Raw genomic sequence first — 252 nt, 5'->3', positions numbered from 1 at the left:
AGCAAGCGGTAAAAATTGTGTTCGTCCGTCATAGGCACAGCCGTAAGTGGCTGGCAGTGATGTCGACTAAAATTGACTTGTCCGATGAAGAGATCATCAGAATCTACGGTAAACGCTGGGATATCGATATTTTCCAACCATACTGCCTCCATAAGTTTCAAGCATTCTTCTTTAATCTACTTTTTTCACCCGGGAACGATAAATCCACTGCCTTGGCCGTTCCCTATATTCAAGCAATCGCTTGATTTCTTC

1 pseudogene is annotated in these 252 nt (G+C 43.3%); it reads left to right on the top strand.

What is annotated here, in order from left to right:
* Positions 1-245 (top strand): annotated as a pseudogene (locus JWH17_RS23510) (hypothetical protein); the annotation flags it as partial.
* Positions 246-252: the final 7 nt, after the last annotated feature.

The sequence above is a fragment of the Desulfogranum marinum genome (assembly GCF_016918565.1).
Classification (GTDB): Bacteria; Desulfobacterota; Desulfobulbia; order Desulfobulbales; family Desulfobulbaceae; genus Desulfogranum; species Desulfogranum marinum.
This window is presented reverse-complemented; position numbering and strand designations above follow the sequence as displayed.